At 64.3% G+C, this 19,430-nt stretch carries 13 protein-coding genes; 10 read left to right on the forward strand and 3 right to left on the reverse strand.

From position 1 onward, the window contains the following. The first annotated feature begins 81 nt into the window (after positions 1 to 81). The 8 genes from ABVN19_RS07915 (at position 82) to ABVN19_RS07950 (ending at position 12,772) form a co-directional block, all read left to right on the forward strand. Positions 82 to 2,037, forward strand: coding sequence for a DUF1302 domain-containing protein (locus ABVN19_RS07915; protein WP_105641380.1), 1,956 nt, complete (start codon positions 82 to 84; stop codon positions 2,035 to 2,037). Between the two features lie 37 nt (positions 2,038 to 2,074). Next, positions 2,075 to 3,433, forward strand: coding sequence for a DUF1329 domain-containing protein (locus ABVN19_RS07920; RefSeq protein ID WP_028942097.1), 1,359 nt, complete (start codon positions 2,075 to 2,077; stop codon positions 3,431 to 3,433). A gap of 69 nt (positions 3,434 to 3,502) precedes the next feature. After that, a complete protein-coding gene (locus ABVN19_RS07925) occupies positions 3,503 to 4,585 on the forward strand; it encodes a YCF48-related protein (protein ID WP_028942098.1) in 1,083 nt (360 codons plus the stop codon). A gap of 15 nt (positions 4,586 to 4,600) precedes the next feature. Continuing rightward, positions 4,601 to 7,096, forward strand: a complete 2,496-nt coding sequence (locus ABVN19_RS07930) for an MMPL family transporter (protein ID WP_028942099.1) — start codon at positions 4,601 to 4,603, stop codon at positions 7,094 to 7,096. Then, the gene (locus ABVN19_RS07935) at positions 7,089 to 8,867 is read left to right on the forward strand and encodes an acyl-CoA dehydrogenase C-terminal domain-containing protein (RefSeq protein ID WP_028942100.1); all 1,779 of its coding nucleotides are present in this window, start codon (positions 7,089 to 7,091) and stop codon (positions 8,865 to 8,867) included. The genes ABVN19_RS07930 and ABVN19_RS07935 overlap by 8 nt, the downstream gene beginning before the upstream one ends. A gap of 11 nt (positions 8,868 to 8,878) precedes the next feature. Then, on the forward strand, positions 8,879 to 10,528 hold the full coding sequence (locus ABVN19_RS07940; protein WP_028942101.1) for a fatty acid--CoA ligase: 1,650 nt from the start codon (positions 8,879 to 8,881) through the stop codon (positions 10,526 to 10,528). 506 nt (positions 10,529 to 11,034) lie between these two features. Beyond that, a complete protein-coding gene (locus ABVN19_RS07945; protein WP_028942102.1) occupies positions 11,035 to 11,766 on the forward strand; it encodes an AraC family transcriptional regulator in 732 nt (243 codons plus the stop codon). Positions 11,767 to 11,845: 79 nt separating this feature from the next. Further along, the gene (locus tag ABVN19_RS07950) at positions 11,846 to 12,772 is read left to right on the forward strand and encodes a DMT family transporter (RefSeq protein ID WP_051270426.1); all 927 of its coding nucleotides are present in this window, start codon (positions 11,846 to 11,848) and stop codon (positions 12,770 to 12,772) included. 49 nt (positions 12,773 to 12,821) lie between these two features. Here ABVN19_RS07950 and ABVN19_RS07955 read toward each other — a convergent pair whose 3' ends face one another. Further along, positions 12,822 to 13,943, reverse strand: coding sequence for an acyl-CoA dehydrogenase (locus ABVN19_RS07955; RefSeq protein ID WP_051270429.1), 1,122 nt, complete (start codon positions 13,941 to 13,943; stop codon positions 12,822 to 12,824). Next, positions 13,940 to 15,082, reverse strand: coding sequence for an acyl-CoA dehydrogenase family protein (locus tag ABVN19_RS07960; RefSeq protein ID WP_105641379.1), 1,143 nt, complete (start codon positions 15,080 to 15,082; stop codon positions 13,940 to 13,942). The genes ABVN19_RS07955 and ABVN19_RS07960 overlap by 4 nt, the downstream gene beginning before the upstream one ends. Positions 15,083 to 15,222: 140 nt before the next feature. On the opposite strand from ABVN19_RS07960, the gene ABVN19_RS07965 reads away from it, so the two are divergent. Both ABVN19_RS07965 and ABVN19_RS07970 read left to right on the forward strand, forming a co-directional pair. Next, positions 15,223 to 16,008, forward strand: a complete 786-nt coding sequence (locus tag ABVN19_RS07965) for an enoyl-CoA hydratase/isomerase family protein (protein ID WP_051270431.1) — start codon at positions 15,223 to 15,225, stop codon at positions 16,006 to 16,008. 11 nt (positions 16,009 to 16,019) lie between these two features. Beyond that, positions 16,020 to 16,658: a TetR/AcrR family transcriptional regulator gene (locus ABVN19_RS07970; RefSeq protein WP_028942105.1), complete on the forward strand. Its 639-nt coding sequence runs from the start codon at positions 16,020 to 16,022 to the stop codon at positions 16,656 to 16,658. A 9-nt stretch (positions 16,659 to 16,667) separates the two neighbouring features. Here the strand turns inward: ABVN19_RS07970 and ABVN19_RS07975 are convergent, their stop codons facing one another. Continuing rightward, complete coding sequence (locus ABVN19_RS07975) at positions 16,668 to 19,265, reverse strand: LuxR C-terminal-related transcriptional regulator (RefSeq protein ID WP_353632797.1); 2,598 nt, start codon at positions 19,263 to 19,265, stop codon at positions 16,668 to 16,670. Positions 19,266 to 19,430: the final 165 nt, after the last annotated feature.

Here is a 19,430-nt window from a genome sequence, read left to right on the forward strand (position 1 = left end):
GCCTCACCGCACGGATGCTCGACCAACACCCGCACACGACGGGTGGAGTTAAAAACAATAACAATAAGTGGAGTCATCGCAATGCCAAAACATCGCACTCACCGTGCTGTGAACCCACAGCGCTGCCTGCTGGCCTGCGCCATCAGCCTGCTCACACTGCCCGGTGCCCAGGCGTTCGAAGTCGATACCGGCAGTGAAGACTGGGCCGTGCGTCTGGACAACACCGTCAAGTACAACTACGGCGTACGCACCGAAAGCGCCGACAAACGCATGCTCGCCACCCCGAACAACAACGATGGCGACTACAACTTTCGCAAGGCCGGCACCACCGTGACCAATCGGGTCGACCTGCTCACCGAACTGGATGTGATCTACCAGGGCAACATGGGCTTTCGCGTCAGTGCCGCCAGTTGGTACGACAAGGCCTATGACAACACCGGCTCCAACTCCAATCCGTTCGTCAATGGCAACGGTGACACCTCCGGCATCAACCCGAGCCTCAATGGCCTGCCAGGCACGGGTACGCCACTGGGCAGCCCGCACCTGAGCAACTACGCCCAGCGCTACTACAGCGGCCCGTCGGGCGAAGTGCTCGATGCCTTCGTGTTCATGCGCACCGACATCGGTGATAACTCGCAGCTCAGCGGCAAGCTGGGCCAGCACAACCTGTTCTGGGGCGAGACGCTGCTCAACCCGGTGCATTCGCTCAGCTACGGACAGTCGGGTCTTGACCTCGCCAAGCTGGCGGCATCGCCCGGTACCGAAGCCAAAGAGTTGTTCGTACCCCGCAACCAGCTGTCGACCTCGTTCCTGGTCAACCCGGAACTGACCATTGGTGCCCAGTACTTCCTCGACTGGGATGCCGCTCGCCTGCCCGAAGCCGGCACCTTCTATGGCGGTTCAGACCTGGTGGGCGAGGGCGCCCAGAGCTTCCTGCTCGGTCATACCGGTACCCCTGGGCTGATCCCGGTACAAGGGGCATTGACCAGCATCCGCCGCGGCCATGACCTGACCCCGGACAAGCGCGGTGACTGGGGGGTGATGGCCAAGTGGTCGCCCGAGTGGCTGGGCGGCACCCTGGGCTTCTACTACCGCAAGACCTCCGAGATCCTGCCCCAGGCCTGGCTCGATGCACGTGGCATGACGGTTTCCCGTGGCCCGTTCGGCAACCCGCCGGCAGGTTTCCAGGGCGCGGTCGGCAACCTCTACAACTCGCTGCAAACCCCTACCTATCAGTTTGCCTACGCCGACAACATCGACGTGTATGGCCTGAGCCTGTCCAAGGACGTGGCCGGCATCAGCGTCGGCAGCGACCTGAACATCCGTCACAACATGCCGCTGGCGAGCATTCCGGCGATTGTCAGTGCACCGGGAACCGGCGGCCTGGGCGGCGGTTTCGGTCTGTTGCCACCACGCCTGCCGAGCAGTGGCGTGGTCTACGACGTGCCCGAGGATGGCGATGGCATGAGCGCCACCGGCCAGACCCTGCACTGGACCCTCAATGGCCTGATGACCATTGGCGATACACCACTGTTCGACAGCGCCACCCTGCTGAGCGAACTGTTCTACAGCAACCTGCTCAAGCTCGATGGCCACAACGAGGCCTTGTACAAGGGCAAGAGCAGCTACCGCGGCATCGACAAACCCACCCGTGACAACTGGGGCATCGCCGTCAACTTCACCCCGACCTGGTACCAGGTGGTGCCCGGCGTCGACCTGAGCATGCCGCTGTCGATCAACATGGGCCTGGACGGGGTGTCTCCCGTGCAGGGCGGCGGCGCCGAGGACACCGGCAACTACGCCGTGGGCGTCAGTGCTGCGGTGTACAACCAGTATTTTGTCGACCTCAAGTACGTCGACGGCTTTGGCAAGTCCCAGTCGTGCAACAACGGCCAGACCGATGGCACGACCCCCAATGCCCTGGACGGCGAGCAGGATTACACCTGCTACGGCGGCGGGTACGCGTCTTTCTCTGGCGGCGCAGCCACCACCGAGGACCGTGGCGCGCTCTACCTGACCCTCAAGACCACCTTCTGAGTCCGTCTCCCACAGACCAAACAGGAAAACAACAATCATGAACTACGTGCACACACTGTTGGCCACGTGCCTGTCGCTGGCTGCCCTCAATACCGCCCAGGCGGCCGTTTCCACCGAACAGGCCGCGCGCCTGGGCACCAGCCTGACCGCGATCGGCGCCGAAAAGGCCGCCAATGCCGACGGCTCGATTCCCGCCTACCAGGGCGGCCTGGTGACCCCGCCGGCCAGCTACAAGAGCGGCGAAAGCATGCGCCCCGACCCGTTTGCCGGTGAAAAACCGCTGCTGGTCATCGACGGCAAGAATGCCGAGCAGTACAAGGGCCAGCTGACCGCCACCACCCTGGAACTGCTCAAGCGCTACCCCAGTTTTCGCGTAGACGTCTACCCGACCCATCGCACCGTCGCCTTGCCGCAAGCGGTACTGGACAACACCCGCAAGAACGCCGTGGGTGCGCGCAGCCAGGAGGGCGGTACGGCCGTCGACAACGTGCTGCCGGGTATTCCGTTCCCGATTCCGCAGACCGGCGCCGAAGCCATGTGGAACTTCCTGTTGCGCTACCAGGGCGTGAGCATGACCGCCAAGTACGACTCATGGAACGTAGACGCCAGTGGCCGGCCAACCCTGTCCACCACCGGCCAGGCCAACATCAGCTATCCGATCTACGAGGACATGAACAAGCTGATCGGCGCCAAGGACACCTACTACCAGATGAAGCTGAGCTACACCGGGCCCGCTCGTCGCGCCGGCGAAGCGATGATGCTGCGCGATGCCGCCAACCCGCTGGTACAACCACGCAGCGCCTGGCAGTACCTGCCGGGGCAGCGCCGGGTCAAGCTGGCACCGAACCTCGCCTACGACACGCCCAACCCCGGTACTTCGGGCTCTGGCACCTACGATGACGTGTTCGTCTTCAACGGCGCTCTGGACCGCTACGACTGGACCCTGGTGGGCAAGCAGGAAATGTACGTGCCGTACAACACCTACCAGCTCACCTACCACACCGACGTCAAGCAGCTGACCACCCCCAACCACCTGGCGCCGCAATTTGTGCGCTGGGAAAAACACCGGGTGTGGGTGGTGGAAGGCAAACTCAAGGACGGCGCCCGCCACATCTACCACAAGCGCCGCTTCTACCTCGACGAAGACAGCTGGATCGCTCTGGCCTCGGACCAGTACGACGCCCGTGACCAACTGTACCGCGGCTCGTTCGCCTTCCTCAGCCAGAGCTACGACAAGCAGACCCCGGATGCCACGCCCTTCATGATCTACGACTTGATCGGCGGCACCTACAACCTCAACGGCGTGGTCGGTGCCTATGGCGGCATCCGCTACATCGAGCCGCTGTCGCGTACCCAATGGTCGCCCGAGTCGTTGGCCGGCGCCGGTATCCGATAAGCGTCCACGAACGGCCTGGCGTCGATACCTGGCGCCGGGCCCCTGGTTGAGCGATCCGGAGGATCGGGTATGTACTGTTTGAAGCGATGGACGACGCTGATGGTGGCGTTGCTGGCCCTGCACGGCACGGCCCAGGCGGCCACTTATGTAGACGTGCTGGACCTGCCGGCCATGCCCAGCGCCCTGGCCAGCAACAGCGCCTTGCGCGATGTGACCCGTGCGGGGCCACGCCTGGTGGCGGTAGGGCCGCGCGGGCACATTGTGTATTCCGATGACTTGGGCAGCCGCTGGCAACAAGCGCGAGTGCCGGTCAGCGCCGACCTCAACGCCGTTACGTTCCCGACCCCGGAGCTGGGCTGGGCAGTGGGCAATGACGGGGTGATCCTGCACAGCCGCGACGGTGGCCTGAGCTGGGAAAAGCAGCTGGACGGACGCGTACTGGGCGAGCAGGTCGTGGCCTGGTACCGGGCCCAGGCTCACGCCGCGCCGGGGGATGAGCGCTGGGCAACGTGGGTGGGTGAGGGGGAGCGGCTGGTGGCCGAAGGTGCCGACAAGCCGCTGCTGGATGTGTGGTTCCGCGATGCCGACAACGGCTTTGCGGTCGGGGTGTTCAACCTGCTGTTGCACACCAGCGATGGCGGCCGGCACTGGACACCGTGGCTTGAACGCACCGACAACCCGCAGGCCTTGCACCTGACCAGCCTGGCCGAGGTCGACAGCGCGCTGTACATCACCGGCGAGCAGGGCCTGCTGCTCAAGCTCACCGCGGATGGCCAGCACTTTGAACGACTGACCACGCCATACGCGGGCACCTTCTTTGGTGCGCTCGGCAAACCGGGCGTGCTGCTGGCCTACGGCTTGCGCGGGCATGTGTACCGCAGCACCGATGGCGGCCAGCACTGGCAAGCCGTCCCCACCGGGCTATCCACCAGCATCACCGCCGCCAGCCTGGACCGTGCCGGGCAACTCTGGCTGTCGAGCCAGGCCGGGGACGTGCTGGTCAGCCGTGATAGCGGCGTAAGTTTCCAACCGGTGACGCAAACGGCCCGCACCCCGGTCAGCGGGGCGACCTTCGATGCCGCGTCCGACCTGGTGCTGGTAGGCGACCGCGGTGTGCGCACCCTGGCCCACGAACAACCGCTGCAGCCATAACAAGAGAACAACCTGATGGCCAACATCCAACAAGACACCCTGCCGGTGATCCGTAACCTCGGCGACTTCGATGCACGCTCCGGCAACCTGCTCGAACGCCTGGTGTTCAACCACCGGCTGCCGTTCGTGGTGTGCATGCTGCTGGTTACCCTGGTGCTGGGCTTCATGGCCCTGACGCGCCTGGAGTTGCGCCCAAGCTTCGAGAAAATGATTCCCCAGAGTCATCCCTATATTCAAAACTACCTGAACAACCGTGAGTCGCTGCGCGGCCTGGGCAATTCGCTGCGTATTGTGGTGGAGAACACCCAGGGCGACATCTTCGACCCGGCCTACTTGCAGACCCTGCGCCAGATCAACGATGAGCTGTTCCTTGCCCAGGGCGTGGACCGCGCCTGGATGAAGTCACTGTGGAGCCCGGCGGTGCGCTGGACCGAAGTCACCGAAGAGGGCTTCCAGGGCGGGCCGGTAATGCCCGACAGTTACCAGGGCTCGGCCGAGGATATCCAGCAACTGCGCCAGAACATCGAGCGCGCCAATATTGTCGGCAGCCTGGTGGCCCGTGACTTCAAGTCGAGCATGCTCATTGTGCCGCTGTTCGACCGCGACTCGGCCACCGGCCGCGGCATCGACTACCACGACTTTTCCCTCAAGCTCGAACAGCTGCGCAACCAGTACGAAGCCATCGGTACTGAAAACGGCGGCCAGGGCCACTACAAGATCCATGTGATCGGCTTCGCCAAGCTGATGGGCGATCTGATCGACGGGCTGATCCAGGTCATGCTGTTCTTCGCCCTGGCAGTGGTGACCACCCTGGTGATCATCTTCCTCTATACCCGTTGCGTGCGTAGCACCTTGCTGGTGGTGGTGTGCTCGCTGACGGCGGTGGTGTGGCAACTGGGGATCGTCGCCTGGCTGGGCTACGCGATTGATCCGTATTCGATCCTGGTGCCGTTCCTGATTTTCGCCATCGGTGTGTCCCATGCCGCGCAGAAGATGAACGGCATCATGCAGGACATCGGCCGCGGCACCCACCGCCAGATTGCCGCGCGCTACACCTTCCGCCGCCTGTTCGTGGCCGGTGTCACCGCGCTGCTGGCCGACGCCGTGGGCTTTGCCGTGCTGATGCTGATCGACATCCCGGTGATCCAGGACCTGGCCATCACCGCCAGCATCGGCGTAGCCGTGCTGATCTTCACCTCGCTGCTGCTGATGCCGGTGGCGCTTTCGTACATTGGCGTTGGCCGCAAGGCTGCCGAGCGGGCGCTGCGAATCGACTCGCGGGCGGCCGAGCACCGCGGTTTCGGCAAGCTCTGGGACCTGCTCGACCGCTTTACCACACGCAGGTGGGCCACCGCCGCCGTGGTCATTGCCGCGCTGATGGGGGCAGGGGGCTTCTGGGTCAGCCTGCAACTGAAGATCGGCGACCTTGACAGTGGCGCCCCGGAGCTGCATGCCGACTCGCGCTACAACCGCGACAACGCCTACATCACCGGGCACTACGCGCTGTCCAGCGACACCTTCGCGGTGATGATCAAAACCGCCCCCGAAGGCTGCCTGCGCTACCAGACCCTGGTGCTGGCCGACCGCCTGGCTTGGGAGCTGCAACAGTATCCGGGGGTGCAGACCACGCTGTCGCTGACCAACGCGGTGCGCCAGATCACCGCCGGCACTTACGAGGGCAACCCCAAGCTCAACAGCATCCAGCGCAACCAGGACGTGCTCAACTACGCGGCGCAACAGGCCTCGGTCAACGCCCCGGAGCTGTTCAACAACGATTGCTCGCTGATGCCGGTGATCGCCTACCTCAAGGATCACAAGGCCGACACCCTCAATGAAGTGGTGGCGATTGCCGAACGCTTCGCCCAGGCCAATAGCAGCGACGACCGTCAGTTCCTCCTGGCCGCCGGCAGCGCCGGTATCGAGGCCGCCACCAATATCGTGGTGCATGACGCCAACCGCACTATGTTGTTGCTGGTGTACCTGGCCGTCACGGTGTTCTGCCTGATCACCTTCCGCAGCTGGCGCGCCACCCTGGTGGCGGTACTGCCACTGATGCTCACCTCGGTACTGTGCGAAGCACTGATGGTGATGATGGGCATCGGGGTGAAAGTCGCTACCTTGCCGGTGATCGCCCTGGGCGTGGGCATCGGCGTCGATTACGCGCTGTACCTGCTCAGCGTGCAGCTGCATTACCAGCGCAAGGGCATGTCGCTGTCACAGGCCTATGAGAACGCTGTGGCCTTCACCGGCCGGGTAGTGGGCCTGGTGGGCATCACCCTGGCCGCCGGCGTAGTGGGCTGGGCCTGGTCGCCGATCAAGTTCCAGGCCGACATGGGCATCCTGCTGACCTTCATGTTCCTGTGGAACATGCTTGGCGCGCTGATCCTGATCCCGGCGCTGTCGTACTTCCTGTTGCCCGACAACAAGGCCCGGGCGACCACCGCAAGCCCCGCACCTGCCAAGGGGCAGCCCCTAACCACCCAAGCAGTCGAGTGTTCGCAACATGTCTGATTACCTCCCACCTTTGCGCGACATGGAATTTCTGTTCAACGAAGTCTTCGACATCCCGTCTCAGTGGGCACGGATGCCGGCCCTGGCCGAGCAGATCGATGCCGACACCGCCCGGGCGGTACTGGAGCAGGCCGGCAAGGTCATCGCCCAGGTGGTGGCGCCGCTCAACCGCAGTGGTGATGAACAGGGCTGTCGCTTCGACGCGGGGCGGGTCGTCACCCCCGACGGCTTTGTCCAGGCCTACCGTACCTACGCCGCCGATGGCTGGGTGGGTGTGGCCGGCTCGCCGGAGTTCGGTGGCATGGGCATGCCCAAGGTGATTGGCGCGCAGGTCGAAGAGATGCTCAATGCCGCCAACCTGTCGTTTGCCCTGTACCCGATGCTCACGGCGGGTGCCTGCCTGTCGCTGCTCAACCATGCCAGCGAAGCGCTCAAGGCCCGCTATCTGCCGCCCATGTACGAAGGGCGCTGGAGCGGCTCCATGTGCCTGACCGAGCCCCATGCCGGCACCGACCTGGGGCTCATCCGTACCCGCGCCGAGCCCCAGGCCGATGGCAGCTATCGGGTCAGCGGTACGAAGATCTTCATCACCGGCGGCGAACAGGACCTGAGTGAGAACATCATTCACCTGGTGCTGGCCAAGCTGCCCGATGCGCCCGCCGGAGCCAAGGGCATCTCGCTGTTCCTGGTACCCAAGGTGATGGTTGGCGACGACGGGGCGCTGAACCAGGCCAACGCGGTGAGCTGCGGCTCCATCGAGCACAAGATGGGCATCAAGGCCTCGGCCACCTGCGTGATGAACTTCGACGGCGCCACCGGCTACCTGGTGGGCGAGCCGAACAAGGGCCTGGCTGCCATGTTCACCATGATGAACTACGAGCGCCTGGGCGTGGGTATCCAGGGCCTGGCCCTGGGCGAACGCTCGTACCAGAACGCCATCGAGTATGCCCGCGAGCGCCTGCAAAGCCGTGCGCCCAGCGGGCCGCAAGCCGCCGAGCAGGCGGCCGACCCGATTGTCGTACATCCGGACGTGCGCCGCATGCTGCTGACCATGAAGGCGCTGAACGAAGGCGGGCGGGCGTTTTCCACCTACGTGGCGCAACAACTGGACCTGGCCAAGTACAGCGAAGACGCCGCGGCGCGCAGCCAGGCCGAGGCCCAGGTCGCGTTGCTGACGCCAGTGGCCAAGGCCTTCCTCACCGACCTGGGCCTGGAAACCACGGTGCATGGCCAGCAGGTGTTCGGAGGCCACGGCTACATACGCGAATGGGGCCAGGAGCAGTTGATCCGCGACTGTCGTATCACCCAGATCTACGAAGGCACCAATGGTATCCAGGCCCTGGACCTGATGGGGCGCAAGCTGGTGGCCGACGGTGGTCGCACCTACGGGCTGTTGTCCGAGCAGATCAAGGCCTACGCAAAAGGCCTGCCAGCGTCGCGTGCAGAGTTCGGCGCACCGCTGCTGGCCGCCATGGCCAATCTGGACGAACTGACGGCCTGGGTGCTCGACCGCGCCCACGGCGACCCGCGGGAAGTCGGCGCGGCGGCGGTGGAGTACCTGCATGTGATGGGCTACACGCTGTACGCCTGGTTCTGGGCGCAGATGGCCGACGTGGCCCTGGCCCGGCAGGAACAGGGGGCGTTCTACCAGAGCAAGCTGGGCACTGCGCGCTTCTACTTTGCCCGCCTGTTGCCGCGCATCCACTCCCTGAGCGCCAGCGTCAAGGCCGGCAGCCACAGCCTGTACCTGCTCGACGCCGAGCAACTGTGAAGGACACGCACATGATCAACACCCGCGTCATACCGCCGGCCCCCGGGGCCTATAACTACCCCTTGCTGATCAAGCGCCTGCTGCTGTCGGGCGTGCGCTACCAGCCCGGCCAGGAAATCGTCTATGCCGACACGCTGCGCTACACCTACACCACCCTGAATGAGCGCATCCAGCGCCTGGCCAATGTACTGACCCAGGCCGGGGTCAAGCCCGGCGATACCGTGGCCTTGCTCGACTGGGACAGCCATCGTGCGCTGGAATGTTTCTTTGCCGTACCGATGCTGGGCGCGGTGCTGCACACCGTCAATGTGCGGCTGTCGGCGGAACAGGTCCGCTACACCATGAACCACGCCGAAGATCGCCTGGTGCTGGTGCATGACGATTTCCTGCCGCTGATGGAGCAGATCGGCGGCGAGTTGACCACGGTCGAGCGTTATATCCGCTTGAGTGACCAGGGTACCTGTATCACCGACCTGCCCGTGGCAGGCGAGTACGAAGCGTTGCTTGCCGGGGCTTGTGACGAGTATGAGTTCCCCGACTTCGACGAGAACTCGCTGGCGACCCTGTTCTATACCACCGGCACCACGGGCAATCCCAAAGGGGTGTATTTCACTCATCGGCAGCTGGTGTTGCACACCCTCAACGAGCTGGGTACCTTCGCCGCCTGCGGGGCGGAGCCCTTGCTGCGCTCGGGCGATGTGTACATGCCGATCACCCCGATGTTCCATGTGCATGCCTGGGGCGTGCCCTATGTCGCCACGGCATTGGGCATCAAGCAGGTGTACCCCGGCCGCTACGAGCCCAACCAGTTGGTGCGCCTGTTCCGTGAGGAACAGGTGACGTTCTCCCACTGCGTACCGACCCTGTTGCAGATGATGCTCGATTGCGAAGAGGGTCGGCGCACCGACCTGGTCGGCTGGAAAATGCTCCTTGGCGGCAGCGCCCTGACCCAGGGCCTGGCTGCGCGCGCCAGCGCCCGGGGCATCCGGGTGTACTGCGGCTATGGCATGTCCGAGAGCTGCCCGTTGCTGAGCCTCACCTGCCTGAGTGCGGAAGATCTTGCGCTGCCCATGGACCAGCAACTGCCACTGCGCATCAACGCCGGCGTGCCTGTGCCCCTGGTCGACCTGCGCATTGTCGATGGCCAGGGCAAAAGCGTCGCCCATGACGGAGAAAGCCTGGGCGAGATCGTGGTACGTGCGCCCTGGCTCACCCAGGGCTACCTGAACGCACCGGAGCAGGGGGCCGAACTGTGGGCCGGTGGCTGGATGCATACTGGCGACATGGCCTGCATCAATGAGCGCGGCGTGGTACAGATCCGCGACCGGATCAAGGACGTGATCAAGACCGGCGGCGAGTGGATCAGCTCGGTGGAACTCGAGAGCCTGATCAGCCAGCACAGCGATGTCGATGCCGTGGCCGTTGTGGGTATTGCCGACACGCAATGGGGTGAACAGCCCTTGGCGCTGGTGGTGTGTGTCGCCGGCGCGCGGCTGGACCAACCCGGTTTGGCGCGGCACCTGCAGCAGTTTGTCGACAGCGGCCGGCTGAACAAATGGGCGATACCGCGCCAGGTACGCTTTGTCAGCGAGATACCCAAGACCAGCGTTGGCAAGATCAACAAGAAGCTGATTCGCGAGGGCCTCGGTAATCTGGGGTAGGAGCAACTGTCATGAACCACGACCGCTGTGCGGTCGATCGCAGGCTGTCGCCAGCGGCTACACCGGACTGATTTGCAATCTGTAGCCGCTGCCGAGGAACGAGGCTGCGATCGGCTGCGCAGCAGTCGCCGGGTAGGGGCTTGCCTCGTGATGGCGATGTAACGCCTGTTCGCTATCGCGGGGCAAGTCGAGACGTCGTACCGCCGCCTCATTCCAGTCCACGGCCAGCAGGTGCAGGCCTGATGGGGCCGCTGGATGCCACCTTCGGGCCGCTGCTGATGCTGCGCGGCTTCGAATCAGGCGGACAAGGCTGTGGCCTATGCGCAGAATGGGGGTGTTGAATGAGCCGGTATCTGGCACTGATGTCGGGACGGGCCACAGCAAACCTTTCGTTCGTTGCAAGCGCCCCGCTGTGTGCTTCTGAGTGAGGTGTAAGGATTGCCGCGCGATGGCGTACCATCAGTCACAGCGTATCGCGGGGCAAGCCCGTTCCTGCAGGAGGCACAATGGACGCTATTAGCGAAGTCAGCCTGAAAACCTACGAGGCCGGCGCCGAACTCCACACCCACGATTTTCATCAGTTGGTGGTACCCACCACTGGCGTGATGGAGATCGAAGTTGATGGCCGTGGTGGCTACCTCAGTTGCAGCACGGGTGTGCTCATTCCTGCCAACAGTCGCCATGATTTCCACGCCAGGCCCGGCGCGCAGTTCATCGTCGCCGATGTGCCGCTGGCGTATGTCGCCCAGCAACGCATCGCCCTCGACCCGCTGCTCGATGCGCAGTTCTTCCAGGTGTCGAACCCTTGCTTGCACCTGGTGCGCTATTTCCAGAGTGCGACGGCTCCCGACTCGCAGGCCTGGTTGAACCTCATGTTCTGCACCTTGGCCAACCCGGCCCCCGAGCCGAGCCTCCATCAGGTGCTGTGCGGCAAAATCGTCGATTTCATGCAGCGTCACATCGCCGAGCCCATCAGTTGCAAGCACATGGCCCAGGCGGTGGGGGTCAGCGAACGCAAGATGAACGATCTTTTTCAACAGGTGTACCGCACCACGCCTCATGCCTATCTGCTCGATCTGCGTTTGCGCCAGGCCAATCAGTTGCTGGTCGGCACCCCCTTGACCATCAGCGACATCGCCAGCCGCTGCGGCTTTTGCGACCAGAGTGCGTTGACCCATGCCATGAAGAAAAAATACGGCCTGACGCCGGGCCGCCTGCGTTATCGCTCACGGTTTTGAACAATAAAAATGCGGGTTTCTACAATCCTGCCTGCAGTACCCGAGCCTATAGTCGGGCAAACCCTGCGATCAGGTTGCCATGACCCGTACCTCGTTTTCCCCGGACACTTCACCCAAACGATCTCTGCAACTCGCCAACCTCGCGGGGCTGCTGGCGATTGTCATGTGGTCCTCGTTGGCCTTGCTGACCACGCGCACTGCCGCCATCCCGCCGTTCGAGGTGATGTTTCTATCGTTCCTCGTGCCCTTTGTGCTCAGTTGCATCACTTCAGCACTTGGTGTGGCCGGTGGGTTTGCTGCGTGGCGCCAGCCGTGGGGCGTCTGGGTCTCGGGTTTTTGCGGGATCTTTTTCTACCATGCCTTCTACTTTTTCGCCTTGAAGAAGGCGCCTGCGGCACAGGCCAGCCTGATTGCCTATCTCTGGCCGCTGTTGATCGTGGTGCTGGGCAGCCTGTGCAACGGCGGCAGGCTCAAGCCCGCTTGCCTGCTGGGTGCAAGCCTGGGGCTGCTGGGCACCGCCGTGTTGTTGCTACCCGGTTGGGGCGGCTTCTCTGACGCGGCGATCGCCGGCTACCTGTCGGCCTTTGCCGGCGCGTTGGTGTGGTCGAGCTACTCGGTGTGGAACAAACGCTACAACGGTGCCTCGCCCAATGTGATGGGCGGGATTTGCGGAGGGGTGGCGATGGCCGGGTTGGTCTGCCACCTGTTGTTCGAGCAGACGGTCATCCCCGATGCCGGTAACGGCGTCGCCTTGCTGTTGTTGGGGCTGGGCCCGGTCGGTATTGCCTTCTTTGCCTGGGACTATGCCACCAAGGCCGGTGAATCCCAGCGCATCGGCGCGTTGTCCTACCTGGCGCCGCTGCTGTCCACCCTGATCCTGGTAGCGCTCGATCCGGGTACGTTTACATGGTCGATCCTGGTTGCGGCGCTCCTGATCGTCGGTGGCGCGGTACTGGCTGTAGGCGCGGCGGTGCGACGTCTCGACTTGCCCCGCGATGCGATGTGACGGTTGGATCGCTATCGCAGAGCAAGCCCGCTCCTTCCCGGGGCCACGTTTACAGAGAGCGCGCCGTCAGCCCGGCCCAGAACCCTTCGCTGCCCGCTGCAATCGCTGCCTGGCCCAGCACCTGGGCCCAGTGCGCATCGCTGCCGAACTCATCGCGCCACGACCACACGCGGCGGGTGGCGAAGTGCAGGCGGTGCTCCTGGGTAAAGCCGATGGCGCCGTGGACCTGGTGCGCCACCGAGGTTGCTAGGCTGGCGGCTTCACCAGCGCAGACTTTGGCCACGGCAACATCGAAGGCCAGGCTGCTGGCGCTGCCAGGCGCGGCCTGCATCACCTGGTTCGCGCTGTACAGGGCCACCTCGGTGGCGGTACGGGCCGCGCTGATGGCGCCGGCCATATGCGCCAGTTGCTGCTGGATGGCCTGGAAGGCGCCGATAGCCTTGCCGAACTGGACCCGCTCGTTGGCATACGCCACCGCCTGGTCGAGGCACGACTCCAGCGCACCCACCAGCATGCACGCCCGCACCAAGGCACCGAATACCCGCACCGGCTCGCGGATATCGGCCAGTTGCAAGGTACCCAGCGCGTCCACGGGAGCGGCCGTGAACTGCAGTACATCGCGCTCCTCGCCGGCGAAGTTGGTGCCTGCTTCGACGCTGACCTGGGCCTGGCGCAGATCGACCAGGGCCACACGGCCGTTGTCGTCGGCCACCGCCGCCCAGCGGCAACTGCGCGCCCAGGGTACGTTGGCGCAGCGGCCATTGAGTACCCCGGATGCTGTCAGTTCAAGTGCGGTGGCAGCGCCAGCCTGCAGCACCGTCAGCGCACCCTCGGGGACCTCGATACCTGCCCGGGACAACAGCATGCCGGCCAGCAGCGTTTCGCTCAGCGGTACCGGCGCCTGCCAGTAGCCCACGCCACGCAGCACCGGGCTGACATCAAGCCAGCTGGCGGTGTTGTCGTCGGACACCGGTGCCACCAGGGCTTGGGGCAAGCCGTGCTCGACCAGTTGCTGCCATAGCGCATCGGCCGGCAGACCACTATCGAATTGCGTCAGGACTTGGGGTGTCACTTGATCGTTGAACAGGCGCTCGACGCTGTCGGCGATCAGTCGTTGCAGTGACGAAGTCGCACTGTCGTGCCCGTCGTTGTGATGGAGTGCCTGGTTCATCGCAGTCCTAATCCTCTGGCAATGATTCCACGAAGAATTTCGCGGGTGCCGCCTCGCAGGGAAAACGACGGGGCGGTCTGGGTCAGGTAGCGCATTACCTGGTCGAGTCGGGAGCCGGGCGTGCGCGTATCGCCGAACAGCGTGTGGGCAAGGTCGGGCATGGCCTGTTCGAGCAGCGCGCCCTGGTCCTTGACCAGCGCCGCCGGGGTGGCAGGGTTCTCGCCTCGGGCAAGCATTCCGGCGACCCCCAGCGACATTTGCCGCAAGGCTGCATAGCGCGCCGCCACGCGGCCCAGGCTCACCGCGTGATGCGGGTTGCTGGCGTCGGCGGCGTCGAGCATTTCCAGGTACAGCTGGGTGCAGCTCAGGTAGCGTTCCGGGCCGCTGCGTTCCAGCGCAAGCTCGGCACCGACCTGCTTCCAGCCATCGCCGGGCTGGCCGATGAGAAAGTCGTCGGCAACGAACACATCCTCCAGGAACACCTCGTTGAAATCATGCTCGCCGAGCATGTTGTGGATCGGTCGCACGGTGACGCCGGGGGCTTTCAGGTCGATCAGCAACTGCGACAGGCCGCCGTGACGATCGCCAGGCTCCTTGGGCCCGGTGCGCAGCAGGGTGACCATGTAGTCGCAGCGCTGGGCGCCAGTGGTCCAGACCTTGCTGCCGTTGACCACCCATCCACCTTCGGTCTTCACCGCACGGGTACGCACCGAGGCAAGGTCGGAACCGACATCCGGTTCGCTCATGCCGATGCAGAACAGCAGCTCGCCACGGGCGATGGCCGGCAACAGTCGCGGGGCAAGCACTTCAGGGGAAAACTTCATCAGCAGCGGGCCCGACTGACGTTCGGCAATCCAGTGCGCGTTGACCGGGGCGCCGGCGGCCAGCAGCTCTTCCAGCACCACGTAGCGTTCCAGCGCACTGCGCTCATGGCCGCCGTAGCGCTTGGGCCAGGTCATGCCAAGCCAGCCGCGTTCGCCAAGCTGGCGACTGAAGGCGCTGTCGGCACCGTTCCAGTTCTTGGCTCGCTCGGCAGCGGGAAGGTCTTTGAGGGCCTGGGCGAGAAAGCTGCGGACCTCGACGCGCAAGGTTTCGGCCTTGGCGTCCAGGTGACAGGGTCGAATATCGAGTGCCTGCATAACAATGTGCTCATGTGATTGAAGGGGCAGGGCTCTAGTTTTTAAACTTGCTGAACGCCCAACAAGTAAATACGCTATCAGCAACCCGGCCCGTGAAGCAATAGCCGCCCACCCACAACCTGTGACCTTTTGGAGCTTGTATGCCGATCCCCAGCACGTTTACCCCAGGCCGCGGCCTGACCCTGGAACTTCAAGGGCATGTCGCCACCTTGAGTTTCAGCCGTCCGCCGCTGAATTTTTTCGATGCCGAGCTGATCAAGGACCTGGCCGATACCCTGGACTACCTCGATCAGTTGCCCGCCTGCCGGGTGACAGTGCTGGTGGCCGAAGGCAAGGTGTTCTGTGCCGGGGCCGACTTTTCCGGGGCCGACCAACGTGACCCGCAGTACCCGCGGCGGGTCTACAAGTCGGCGGTGCGCCTGTTCCGCACCCGCAAGCCGTTGATCTGTGTGGTGGAGGGCGCTGCCATAGGCGGCGGCCTGGGCCTGGCGCTGGTCGCCGACTTTCGTGTCACCAGCGAAAAAGCGCGCTTTTCGGCCAACTTCAACCGCTTGGGGATTCATCAAGGCTTCGGCATTTCGGTTACCATGCCGCGCCTGGTCGGCCCGCAGATGGCTGCCTTGCTGCTTGCCACCGGCCGGCGCATCGACGGCCGCGAAGCCGTACGTATCGGCCTTGCCGATGTGCTGGCCGAACCGGGTCAGGAACGCCAGGCTGCCCGTACACTGGCCGAGGAAATTGCCGCCAGCGCACCCCGCGCCGTGATGTCCAGCCGCGAGACCCTGCGCATGGGCCTGGCCGATGCGGTGGACACGATCATAGACCGCGAAGCCAGCGAGCAGGAGTGGCAGATCGTCAGCGCCGACTTTGCCGAGGGCACCCGTGCCATGGCCGAGCGGCGCCAACCCGTTTTTACAGGTGAGTAAGGAACAACCCGATGGAACCGGCAGACAAAACAGGCCAGAACGGTTCGCGCCGCACCCAGGCCGAGCGTCGAGGCGAGGCTGAACAGCGCTTGTTGCTGGCGGCGCGGCAGATCGTTGCACGCAAGGGCTGGGTCGGCATGACCTTGTCCGAGGTGGGCGAGGAAGCGGGCTACAGCCGGGGCCTGGCCACCCACCACTTTGGCAGCAAGGCCGGGTTGCTTCGCGCCCTGGCGGCGTACGTCAACAGCAACTTCATGCGCCTGGTACAGGTCGAGGCGCCCAAATGGCGCCCTGGCCTGGATGCGCTCAAGGGCTTTATCAGTGTTTACCTGGGACGCAACGACAGCGACTGGGTCAACAGTCGCGCGTTGTTGTCGTTGATGGCCGAGGCGGTCACCCAGGACTCGGAAACCGCGCAGATCCTGGCGCAGTACAATCGCACGGTGCAGCAGCACCTGGCCGATTGCATCGGCGTGGGCATCGCCAATGGCGAGATCCGCGCCGATGTACAGCCACTGGCCAGCGCCGTGCTGATCCTGGGCACCTTGCGCGGTTCGATGCTGCAGTACCTGCTTGATCCCGGCGGCATCGACATGGCGGCGTTGCACCGCCAGTTGCTCGATTTGATCGACGCAGCGCTGGCGGCCTGAGCCGGCGCGTCAGTCGAGCAAGCCCTGGATCCTGGCAATCGATACCGCCTCGGTGCGACCACCGGCGCCCAGCTTGGTGTTGATCTTGCGCAAATGCGATTTGACCGTCAGCTCGGACAAAAACATCTTCTCGGCAATTTCGCGATTGCGATAACCCAGGGCCAGCAGCCGCAGCACCTGCAGTTCGCGGTTGGACAGTGCGTTGGGTGAGGATTCCTGGGCCTTGGCCTCCTGCGCCGGGCCGGTGTGGCAGCGCTGCAGCAAATGGGCGACGAAGCGCGGTTCAATCCCCAGGGCGCTCTCCTGGCCGTGAAAGGTCACCGACCAACGCTCCAGCAACGCGGCAAGCGGCGCACCTTCATCCAGGAAGGTACGAATGAACCCTACCGGGCTGGCGATGCCCAGGGCCTGGGTCAGTTGTTCCAGCGCTTGCTTGGGCTGCTTGCAGGCCTCGAGGGCCATGGCCAGCAGCAAGCGCAGCTTCAAGGCACGGCGGTGTTGATGACGTGTCAGGGCCTGGTTCATGGCCTGCAGCAGGTCATCCGGGTCGACTGTGCCCTGGGCGATATTCAAGCGCTGGCGGGCGATGTAAGGGGTGTCGACATCGTTGGCAGTGATCAGAATGCCGGGTTGGTCCCAGTCACTGTGCTGCTCGGCCGAGCGCATGGCGTGGTCGGCGGTGTCCAGGCGGTTTTCCAGGGTGGCCACCCGTGCGCGCTCAAGCCAACTGGAGCACAGGATGCGAGAGGACCCCGAAACCCGGCCGAGCTGGTCCAGCTCGGCCAGATAGCGCATCCAGCCCTGGCGGTCGCCGTTGAGGTAGGTGATGCGGGCCAGCAGCACGTGAGTGGTGATCAACGAGTCGGGGGCTGCGTGCTCGCGGGCGTAAGGCAGCAACTCGTTGAGGCGGTGGTGCGCTTGCTCCAGGGCATCGGTTTCATACATCACCAGGCACAGCGCGGTCTGCAGCACCGGGAAGCCCACCGGCGGCGTACCGGCCAGGGTTTCGCGGCTACGCCCGTTTGCGGCGAGCAAGCGACTCATGCCGCTGTCCAGTTGGCCCTGGGTGATATCGAGCAGGGCCTCCAGGCTGTCGGTCACATCGCGCAGGTAAGGGGACTCGCTCTGCGCCTCGCGCAAGCGGTCGCTGCCCAGCAGTTGCCGGGCTTCGTCGTAGCGGCCGCTGTAGTACAGGGTGCTGGCCAGCACATAGGCCGTCACCCGATAAGGCGATTTTGAGTCGCAAGGCAGGCGCGGCAGCAATTGCTCGGCGCTTTGCCGGGCTTCTGTCACTCGGTCGTTGATCACCAGCAGCAGGCAGCGGATGTGGTGCTGTTGATCAGCCAGCGTCGGGCTTTCCATTACTTGCAACGCTTCTTTGTAGCGCCGGGCGTGGATCAGCGCCCAGGCATAGGCCACACCCAGGCCTGGATGCTGTTCCCGCACTGACTCGGGAATCCGTGACAGCCAGCGCATCATCAGGCTGGCATGACCGTTCTCGACCAGGTGATCGACCTGGGATACCAACTGGCTGGCCGCTTCGTCGATGGCATTGGCGGCAAACAGATGCTCCAGCGCTTCTTCGCTATGGTCTGCGGCGGTGTACCACTGGGCTGCTGCGCGGTTCAGCTGCGCGACCCAGTCCGGGTGGCGCCGCGCCAGGGTGTGGCGAAGGAAATCGGCAAACAGGCCGTGGTAGCGGAACTGCAGGTGTTGTTCATCGGTGGCGGTGATGAACAGATTGTCCTGTTCCAGGGCCTGGATCATGGCCGCGCTGTCCGTACGCCCGGTGACCGCGTCGCACAGGGCAGGGCAGAACTGCGCCAGCACGCAGGTCTGCAGCACAAACCGCTGGCTCGGCTCATCAAGCCTGGCCAGGACATCTTCGCCCAGATACTCGCTCAGCGCCGGCGTGGCCCCGCTGAAGGCGTTGATGAACGCCGACGGATCCTCATGGCGCTTGAGCGACAAGGTGGCCAGATAGAGCCCGGTCAGCCAGCCTTCGGTACGTTGGTAGAGGCGGGCGATGTCGTCCTGGGCGAGCGCCAGCTGGTGGCACTGACGCAGGTAGTGGCTGGTTTCCTCGAGGCTCAGGCGCAGGTCTTCGCTGCTCACTTCATGCAGTTGCCCCAGGGCGCGCAAGCGCCCGAGATTGAGCTCCGGCAGGGTGCGGCTCGCCAGGCCGAGGGTGGCGTGGGTGGGCAGTACCTTGAGCAGCTGTTGTATGAACGCCAGCGCGTCGGGGTGGGTGATGACGTCGAATTCGTCGAACAGAATGGCGAAGGCTTCGGGGCAACCGGCAAGTTGTTCGAGCAGCCATTGCGGCAGTTGCCCGAGGGCGGGTACGTCGGCGCTGATGATGCCCCGCTCACTGAGCCCGCTGAACAATGTGGCAGCCAGGTGCCGGGGATCGTTGTCGGCGGGGTCCAGGTTGCACCACAGCACCCGCCGGCCCTGTTCCAGGCAGTGCGCCTGGTAGTGCGCCAGCAGGGTGGTCTTGCCAGCACCGGCACAGGCGCTGATCAGCAGCAGACGCAGCCCGGGGTGTTGTTCGCCGAGGGGTAGCAGGGCACTACGGTCCAGCAACCCGGGCAGGGTAGCCGGCACCAGGAATTTGCCTGGGCGTACAGGAGGGACTACTCCCTGCTCTGGTCCGTTGGAACTACGCAAGAAACCTTCCATGCATCCTACCTTTGGTTGTCGTCGGGTGGTCCCGTCCTTCTTAGTATCGGCTCACTGGAATACCGCTCCAATCGTGGCACGCGCCCTGAG

Origin of the sequence: Pseudomonas vranovensis (genome assembly GCF_040438935.1) — a bacterium.
GTDB classification, from domain to species: domain Bacteria; phylum Pseudomonadota; class Gammaproteobacteria; order Pseudomonadales; family Pseudomonadaceae; genus Aquipseudomonas; species Aquipseudomonas vranovensis.

Coding starts and splice junctions, on each gene's coding strand:
- ABVN19_RS07915 (WP_105641380.1), top strand. CDS start 82: ATGCCAAAACATCGCACTCACCGTGCTGTGAACCCACAGCGCTGCCTG.
- ABVN19_RS07920 (WP_028942097.1), top strand. CDS start 2,075: ATGAACTACGTGCACACACTGTTGGCCACGTGCCTGTCGCTGGCTGCC.
- ABVN19_RS07925 (WP_028942098.1), top strand. CDS start 3,503: ATGTACTGTTTGAAGCGATGGACGACGCTGATGGTGGCGTTGCTGGCC.
- ABVN19_RS07930 (WP_028942099.1), top strand. CDS start 4,601: ATGGCCAACATCCAACAAGACACCCTGCCGGTGATCCGTAACCTCGGC.
- ABVN19_RS07935 (WP_028942100.1), top strand. CDS start 7,089: ATGTCTGATTACCTCCCACCTTTGCGCGACATGGAATTTCTGTTCAAC.
- ABVN19_RS07940 (WP_028942101.1), top strand. CDS start 8,879: ATGATCAACACCCGCGTCATACCGCCGGCCCCCGGGGCCTATAACTAC.
- ABVN19_RS07945 (WP_028942102.1), top strand. CDS start 11,035: ATGGACGCTATTAGCGAAGTCAGCCTGAAAACCTACGAGGCCGGCGCC.
- ABVN19_RS07950 (WP_051270426.1), top strand. CDS start 11,846: ATGACCCGTACCTCGTTTTCCCCGGACACTTCACCCAAACGATCTCTG.
- ABVN19_RS07955 (WP_051270429.1), bottom strand. CDS start 13,943: ATGAACCAGGCACTCCATCACAACGACGGGCACGACAGTGCGACTTCG.
- ABVN19_RS07960 (WP_105641379.1), bottom strand. CDS start 15,082: ATGCAGGCACTCGATATTCGACCCTGTCACCTGGACGCCAAGGCCGAA.
- ABVN19_RS07965 (WP_051270431.1), top strand. CDS start 15,223: ATGCCGATCCCCAGCACGTTTACCCCAGGCCGCGGCCTGACCCTGGAA.
- ABVN19_RS07970 (WP_028942105.1), top strand. CDS start 16,020: ATGGAACCGGCAGACAAAACAGGCCAGAACGGTTCGCGCCGCACCCAG.